The following is a 248-nucleotide window of genomic DNA, read 5'->3' on the forward strand; positions in this document are numbered from 1 at the left end:
GACCAAAAGCCTTTGTTTTTAGGGTCTTCAAATGTCACTGAGTGACACTGCGTTGACTCAAAGTTAGGCGAGTATTGATAGATGTTATCTTTAAACGTCGCCCCACCCCATCCGTAAGCTGCACCTTGGATGCGCTTTTCTGCAGTTGTGTACTCTCCTGTACCGAACATCTTCTCAGAGTCAGCAACACCTTCAACGGCAATTTCAGTCAAAACCTCTTTCTTCACTGGCTCAAGCTTTGCCGCGAG

General features: G+C 46.8%; 1 protein-coding gene. It reads right to left on the bottom strand.

From position 1 onward, the window contains the following. Positions 1-248 (bottom strand): hypothetical protein (locus tag BTV98_RS13325; RefSeq protein WP_218613001.1); only part of this gene is annotated, 248 nt, incomplete at both ends.

Source organism: Psychrobacter sp. Cmf 22.2 (genome assembly GCF_001921745.1).
In the GTDB taxonomy this organism is placed as follows: Bacteria; Pseudomonadota; Gammaproteobacteria; order Pseudomonadales; family Moraxellaceae; genus Psychrobacter.